General features: G+C 60.4%; 8 protein-coding genes. 3 read left to right on the forward strand and 5 right to left on the reverse strand.

Translation table 11 applies throughout. The features are described from left to right. Nucleotide 1: 1 nt before the first annotated feature. Together grxC and secB are read left to right on the forward strand one after the other, a co-directional pair. Nucleotides 2-256: a glutaredoxin 3 gene (gene grxC, locus F8N96_RS25715; RefSeq protein ID WP_150800192.1), complete on the forward strand. Its 255-nt coding sequence runs from the start codon at nucleotides 2-4 to the stop codon at nucleotides 254-256. 41 nt (nucleotides 257-297) lie between these two features. Further along, entirely contained in the window at nucleotides 298-783 is a 486-nt protein-coding gene (secB, locus tag F8N96_RS25720; RefSeq protein ID WP_007949026.1) for a protein-export chaperone SecB, read from the forward strand. Between the two features lie 172 nt (nucleotides 784-955). On the opposite strand, the gene F8N96_RS25725 is transcribed toward secB, so the two are convergent. Next, nucleotides 956-1,411 (reverse strand): tRNA (cytidine(34)-2'-O)-methyltransferase, encoded by a 456-nt coding sequence (locus F8N96_RS25725; protein WP_007949025.1) that lies wholly within the window; start codon nucleotides 1,409-1,411, stop codon nucleotides 956-958. On the opposite strand from F8N96_RS25725, the gene F8N96_RS25730 reads away from it, so the two are divergent. Then, on the forward strand, nucleotides 1,410-1,850 hold the full coding sequence (locus tag F8N96_RS25730) for a hypothetical protein (protein WP_150800193.1): 441 nt from the start codon (nucleotides 1,410-1,412) through the stop codon (nucleotides 1,848-1,850). The genes F8N96_RS25725 and F8N96_RS25730 overlap by 2 nt on opposite strands. Nucleotides 1,851-2,506: 656 nt before the next feature. Here the strand turns inward: F8N96_RS25730 and ntrC are convergent. From ntrC to F8N96_RS25760, 4 genes are all read right to left on the reverse strand, one after another. Next, nucleotides 2,507-3,943: a nitrogen regulation protein NR(I) gene (gene ntrC / locus F8N96_RS25745; RefSeq protein ID WP_150800195.1), complete on the reverse strand. Its 1,437-nt coding sequence runs from the start codon at nucleotides 3,941-3,943 to the stop codon at nucleotides 2,507-2,509. Next, entirely contained in the window at nucleotides 3,940-5,025 is a 1,086-nt protein-coding gene (glnL, locus tag F8N96_RS25750) for a nitrogen regulation protein NR(II) (RefSeq protein ID WP_150800196.1), read from the reverse strand. Before glnL ends, ntrC begins: the two co-directional genes overlap by 4 nt. 230 nt (nucleotides 5,026-5,255) lie before the next feature. After that, complete coding sequence (locus F8N96_RS25755) at nucleotides 5,256-5,876, reverse strand: DUF4124 domain-containing protein (protein ID WP_150800197.1); 621 nt, start codon at nucleotides 5,874-5,876, stop codon at nucleotides 5,256-5,258. Continuing rightward, nucleotides 5,873-6,388: a DUF4124 domain-containing protein gene (locus tag F8N96_RS25760; protein ID WP_150800198.1), complete on the reverse strand. Its 516-nt coding sequence runs from the start codon at nucleotides 6,386-6,388 to the stop codon at nucleotides 5,873-5,875. Before F8N96_RS25760 ends, F8N96_RS25755 begins: the two co-directional genes overlap by 4 nt. Between the last annotated feature and the right edge of the window lie 382 nt (nucleotides 6,389-6,770).

Here is a 6,770-nt window from a genome sequence, read left to right on the forward strand (position 1 = left end):
TATGAGCAACGTCGTCGTCTATTCCAGCGATTACTGCGGTTATTGCTCGCGAGCCAAGTACCTGCTCGAGAGCAAAGGCGTGGCCTTCGAAGAGATCAAGGTCGATGGCAAGCCGCAGGTGCGCGCCGCCATGGCTCAGAAGGCCGGACGTACGTCCGTGCCGCAGATCTGGATCGGCAGCACCCACGTGGGTGGTTGTGATGATTTATTTGCCCTTGAGCGCGCTGGCAAGCTCGACGCCATGCTCAAGGCCTGAATGCCTTCCCTATAAGACCCCAAGATCAGAAAGGATCTGAGATGACTGACCAACAGAACACTGCAGCTAGCGAAGAAGAAACCGCACCGCAATTCTCCTTGCAGCGCATCTACGTACGTGACTTGTCCTTCGAAGCCCCGAAAAGCCCGGCGATTTTCCGCCAGCAATGGGAACCGAGCGTCGGTCTGGATCTGAACACCCGTCAAAAGGCACTGGAAGGCGACTTCCACGAAGTCGTGCTGACCCTGTCCGTCACCGTGAAGAACGGCGACGAAGTGGCGTTCATCGCTGAAGTGCAACAGGCCGGGATCTTCCTGATCAAGAACCTGGACGATGCTTCGATGAGTCACACCCTGGGCGCGTTCTGCCCGAACATCCTGTTCCCGTACGCGCGCGAAACCCTGGACAGCCTGGTGACCCGTGGTTCGTTCCCGGCACTGATGCTGGCCCCGGTGAACTTCGACGCGCTGTACGCGCAAGAGCTGCAACGCATGCAGGCTGCGGGCGAAACCCCGACTGTGCAATAAGCGTTCGATGCAGTAACGAAAAAAGCGCCGTAACAGGCGCTTTTTTCATGGGCGAGAGATGATCGTTCCCACGCTCTGCGTGGGAATGCAGCCCGTGACGCTCCGCGTCACTGGACGCGGAGCGTCCCTTGAAGCATTCCCACGCAGAGCGTGGGAACGATCAGTCGCGGGGTTACTTGAAGCCGAGCTGGCGCCAGCCTTCATACACGGCAACCGCCACGGTGTTCGACAGGTTCAGGCTGCGGCAGCCTTCGCGCATCGGCAGGCGCAGGCGTTGTTCGCCGGGCAGGGCATCGAGCACTTCTGCCGGCAGGCCACGGCTTTCCGGGCCGAACAGAAACGCATCGCCCTCGGCGAAGCTGGCATCGTGGAACGGCCGCGAGCCCTTGGTGGTGAAGGCGAACAGCCGTGGATGACCGAGGCTCTCCAGGCAGCTGGCGAGGTCGGCGTGACGCTGCAGGGTGGCATACTCGTGGTAATCGAGGCCGGCCCGGCGCAGGCGCTTGTCGTCCATCTCGAAGCCCAGCGGCTCGATCAAATGCAGGTGGCAGCCGCTGTTGGCGCACAGCCTGATAACGTTGCCGGTATTCGGCGGAATTTCCGGTTGGAAAAGGATGACGTGAAACATGCACGGCTCCGAAGGTAAAGATGACCGGCATTCTACGCCGCCAGTGGACAAGCGATCGAAACTATTCCCGCGAGTGATGGCTTCGCTGGCAATTGTCGGGGTGATGGTAGGACTGATGATCGGCCGATTGACCACCCCTGACCCCAGCGAACTGCAGCAGGTCGAGATGACGGGCGACGGATTGGTGGTGTGGTTCAACAATGAGCCAAAGACTCACGGCGAGCTAGTCGACGGCAGCCTCGCGCTGTTGTTCGAGGCTGAAGGCAAGGCACAGCAAGGTCAGCTCAAGCTCAACGGCAAGCGTGTGAACTGGCGAGTGCGTTTGAGTGATGGGGGGCTGTTGCTGACGGTGGTGGCGGCCCGGCCGCTGCAGGGCGAGTGGGCCGGTCGCGAGGTCGATGACCGCTGGCGGCTGGAGATCCATCTCCGAGAGCAATAAAAGAGGGAATCCCCGGCCTGCCTGTACCAAGGTTCCCGAAACGGGAGGGCTCATCGCCAATGCGTTGTGAGCCCGGTGTAAAGAGGGAATCCCCGGCCTGCCTGTACCGAGGTTCCCGAAACGGGAGGGCTCATCGCTAGTGCGTTGTGAGCCCGGTGTTAAAGAAGGAACCCCTGACCTGCCTGTATCAAGGGCCCCAAACCTGCAGGGCTCGTCGCTAGTGCGTTGTGAGCCCGATGTAAAGAGGGGAATCCCCGGCCTGCCTGTACCAAGGTCCCCGAAACCGGGTAGTGAACTGAATCACTGAATGGACTATTGCAGGGGGCGTGCCAGGTTTTAACAAGTTGATACAGAAAGCCGCCTGGCAGCGCTGAAAGCCCCGCAACTCGGGGCTTTCGTGTTTTTTCGATAGGGGTTCGAATGCGAATGCGGGCGGGGTTTTGGATTGGTTGATGTGCGCGATTGCGGTTCACGGTGCATTCAGTCGGTGCACTCAGGACCTAAAAGCATCGCGAGCTTGCTCGCGATTTTGATCGTTCCCACGCTCTGCGTGGGAATGCAGTCCGGGACGCTCCGCGTCCCTGCCGAAGCGGCGGACGCAGAGCGTCCATTGAGGCATTCCCACGCGGGAGCGTGGGAATGATCAGGTGAGGGAATTAACCCTCTTCCCCCTCATCATCATCCCCACCATCAACCTTCATCCCCAGCTCCTTGATCTTGCGCGTCAGGGTATTACGCCCCCACCCCAGCAACACCGCGGCATCGCGGCGGCGGCCGGCGGTGTGTTTGAGGGCAGTCTCGATCATGATCCGCTCGAAAGTCGGCACCGCACTGTCCAGCAGGCTTGACTGACCACGAGCCAGCGCCTGATCAGCCCATTGCCGCAGCGCCTGCTCCCAGTTGGTCACCGGTGCCGAATCCTGCGGCAGGCTCAACAGCTCCGGCGGCAGGTCGCTGATGTGCACTTCGCGACCCGAGGCCATCACCGTGATCCACCGGCAGGTATTCTCAAGCTGACGTACGTTGCCGCCCCACGGCAGGTTTTTCAGGTATTCCTCGGTTTCGCTTTTCAGCAGCTTGGGCTCGACCGCCAGTTCCTGGGCGGCGCGGCTGAGGAAGTGCTTGGCCAGGGTCGGGATGTCTTCGCGTCGGTCCGACAGGCGTGGAATGTGGATGCGGATCACGTTGAGGCGATGAAACAAGTCCTCACGGAATTTTCCGGCATGCACCAGGGTTTCCAGATTCTGGTGCGTTGCGGCGATGATTCGCACATCTACCTTCACCGGCACATGGCCGCCGACGCGGTAGAACTCGCCGTCCGCCAACACCCGCAGCAAACGAGTCTGGGTGTCGGCCGGCATGTCGCCGATTTCATCGAGAAACAGCGTACCGCCGTCCGCCTGCTCGAAACGCCCGCGTCGCAGGTTGGCCGCACCGGTGAACGCACCTTTCTCATGGCCGAACAGCTCGGACTCCATCAGGTCTTTCGGGATCGCCGCCATGTTCAGCGCGATGAACGGTGAAGACGCCCGTGGACTGTGACGGTGCAGGGCATGGGCCACCAGTTCTTTACCGGTACCGGATTCGCCGTTGATCAGCACGGTGATGTTGGAATGGCTCAAGCGCCCGATGGCGCGAAACACTTCCTGCATCGCCGGCGCTTCGCCGATGATTTCCGGAGTGCGGGTCAGGGCGACCGGGACTTCCAGGCCTTGCTGTTCCTGGGCATGTTGATTGGCGCGCTTGACCAGAGACACCGCTTCATCGACATCGAACGGCTTGGGCAGGTATTCGAAAGCACCGCCCTGATAGGACGCGACAGCGCTGTCCAGATCGGAGTGCGCAGTCATGATGATCACTGGCAGCCGTGGGTGTTGTTCGCGAATCCGTGCCAGGAGGTCCAGGCCGCTGGCGCCGGGCATGCGTATATCGGAGATGATCACATCCGGTTGCTGACGCGCCAGGCGACTCATCACGCCATCGGCGCTGTCGAAGCTTTGGGTGGTCATGCCTTCTTGCTGCAGGGCTTTTTCCAGGACCCAACGGATAGAACGGTCGTCATCGACGATCCACACGGTTTCACTACGGCTCATGTCGATGTGGCTCCTTGTTCCAGTGGCAGAAAGATCGAGAACGTGGTGTGGCCGGGGTGGCTGTCACATTCGATCAGGCCCTGGTGCTGGCTGATGATGTTCTGGGTAATGGCCAGGCCCAGCCCGGTACCATCCGGGCGGCCGCTGACCATAGGGAAAAAGATGGTTTCCTGCAGTTCGGCGGGAATGCCCGGGCCGTTGTCGATGATTTCGATTTTGGTCACCAGGCGATGGCGCACGTGGCCGATGGTGAACTGGCGCATGGCGCGGGTGCGCAAACTGATGCGGCCCAGGCGCAGTTCATTCTGGCTGCTGATGGCCTGCATCGCGTTGCGCACGATGTTCAGCACGGCCTGGATCATTTGTTCGCGGTCGATCAACACGTCGGGAATGCTTGGATCGTAGTCGCGCACCAAAGTGATGCAACCCTGGCTTTCCGCTTCGACCAGATGGCCTACGCGCTCGAGCACTTCATGAATATTGCACATGGCCAGGGACGGTAGCTTGTTGGAGCCGAGCATGCGATCGACCAGGTTACGCAGGCGGTCGGCTTCTTCAATGATGACGTTGGTGTAGTCGCGCAAGCTCTCTTCCGGCAATTCCCGGGCGAGCAATTGCGCCGCGCCGCGAATCCCGCCCAGGGGATTCTTGATTTCGTGAGCGAGGCCGCGTACCAGCATCTTGCTGGTTTCCTGTTTCGACAGCTGGGCCTCTTCCTTGGTGATCCGCAACAGACGGTCACGGGGATGGACTTCCAATAGCAGCAGAGTGACGCCGTTGGCCAGGATCGGCGTTACCGCGTAGTCGACGGTCAGGGTCTGGCCGGTGAGGGCCGTGAGCATGGCTTCGCGCTTGGTGAACGGGTGCGCCTGCTCGACCGCCTGGCGCAGGGAGTTCAGGGCTTCAGTGGATTCGGTGAACAACTCGCTGATGAACTGCCCATGGCTGCGCTGGCCGCTGATGGCCAGGAGCATCTCCGCCGCCGGATTCATGTACTCCAGACGCAGGTCGGCGTCGAGCAGGATGGTCGCGGTAGTCAGGTTGTCGAGTAGCAAACGGTGTAGTGCGTCGCTTATGGTCATCAGGACCTCTTTTGGAGCGGAGCGTGCGCAAGAAACAAGCGTTGGTACAAGGAAAATGCAAAAACCAAACCAAGGCTCCGAAAAGAAGCGTTTGAGGCCTGAAACAGACGTTTTACGCTCGGTTGCGTGGCGTTCTGCCAGCTTTGACGGGTATTTTCGAACCAAAATGGGCTGGTGAGTGGGTATGGGGCAGCTTGTCGCCCCAATATAGTGCGCAAAGCTGAGTCAGCTTAGAAGAAAGGCAGGAAGGAATTTTTCTCTTCTTCGGGTTTGTCCTTGAGCGGGCATTCCGGACGCTGGCCGTAGTCATCGAGCGCGCAGGGTTTGACCTGGCGTTTCTGCGCTAGGGATATGCGCAGCATGTGGAACGGCTGATTGGCCGTGCGTTCGACGGTGCGGCCCTGTTCGTCGAGGATCTCCACGGACAGATTATGACCGCCGCGGTCGACGTTGCTCAGGGGAAAGACCGGGCTTGGACCGGGTTCGGCGACGGGCTCACCGTCCAGCAACAGGCGGAAGCGGTGACCGCGTTGCAGGCCGGGTTCGCTGGTGACGCTGACAATCAGTTCGCCGGCGCTGCTGCGGACAGTGGCATCGGGCTCCGGGACCAGCACTCGCAGCATGTCGTAGTGAAAAGGTGCTTTGGCTTCGGTCTTTTTACCTGCAACGACCGGTGCTGCAGCGGTCGGGTTGGCGGACATGCGGTTACTGGGGGCTATCGGCACTCGCTTGGCGTTGTCGGTGCCGGGTCGGTCGGTGAAGACCCGATTGCCCTGGGCGTCGACGTATGTGAACACGTCGGCCGCTGCGGGCAGGGCGATCAGGCATGCAGCCAACAGCCAATACCTCACGGCTTGTGCACCCGTTGTACGGTAAAGGTCACGCTCGGACTCTGCTGAACGATGCTTTCCCCATCGATGACCTGCACCGCGAGGCTGTGCGAGCCGCGATCAATGTTCACCAGTTGCAGGATCGGCACGTTACTGGGTTGGCCGTAGGGTTGGTCGTCCAGCAGCAACCTGAACAGATGCGGACCTTGCAGGCGTGGCTTGATCAACACATTGACGGTGAAGGTGCCGTTGTTGGCGCGCAGGGCTTCGGTGGTCGGCAGGCCGGTCAGCTCCAGCACCTCGTAGGCGCTGCGGGGTTGCTCGCGATCGGTGGCGTCGGCAGGTGGCGCGGGCGCGATAGGCGTCAGGGGCTCGACACTGTTGAGCGGCGGCAGCTCGACCGGCTGCGCCTTCACGCCATCGGGGGGTTGATTGCTGTAAGCGGTGTTGCCGTTGGCGTCAGTGTACTTATAGATCTGCGCTGCGGCGGGCAGGGCGATCAGCAGCAACATCAATAGAAAACCACGACCCATAAAATCGACCGGAAACGAGAGCATTGGGTTGCAGCATAGGTCAGGGGTGGCGGTAGACCCAAGTTGTAAACATTTGGGCATGGTTTGCCGACCTTGCCCAAACACCATAAATCCCCCTGTAGGAGCCGGCTTGCTGGCGAAGGCGTCGGCACATCCGGCATCCAATGCGTCTGACAGTCCGCTTTCGCCAGCAAGCCGGCTCCTACAGGAGGATATTGTCGTCCGATAAATCGTGGGCACAAAAAAGGCCTCCCGAACAGACTGTGTGAAAACGCACTGATGGTGGTTCCAATCAAACGCCCCGACTTGTTCGGGGCGTTTGCTTTTGTGCGGGCAGCAGACAAAAAAGGGCGTTTCAGCCCATCAACGCCATCAACTGACG

The sequence above is a fragment of the Pseudomonas fluorescens genome (assembly GCF_902497855.1).
In the GTDB taxonomy this organism is placed as follows: domain Bacteria; phylum Pseudomonadota; class Gammaproteobacteria; order Pseudomonadales; family Pseudomonadaceae; genus Aquipseudomonas; species Aquipseudomonas fluorescens_BI.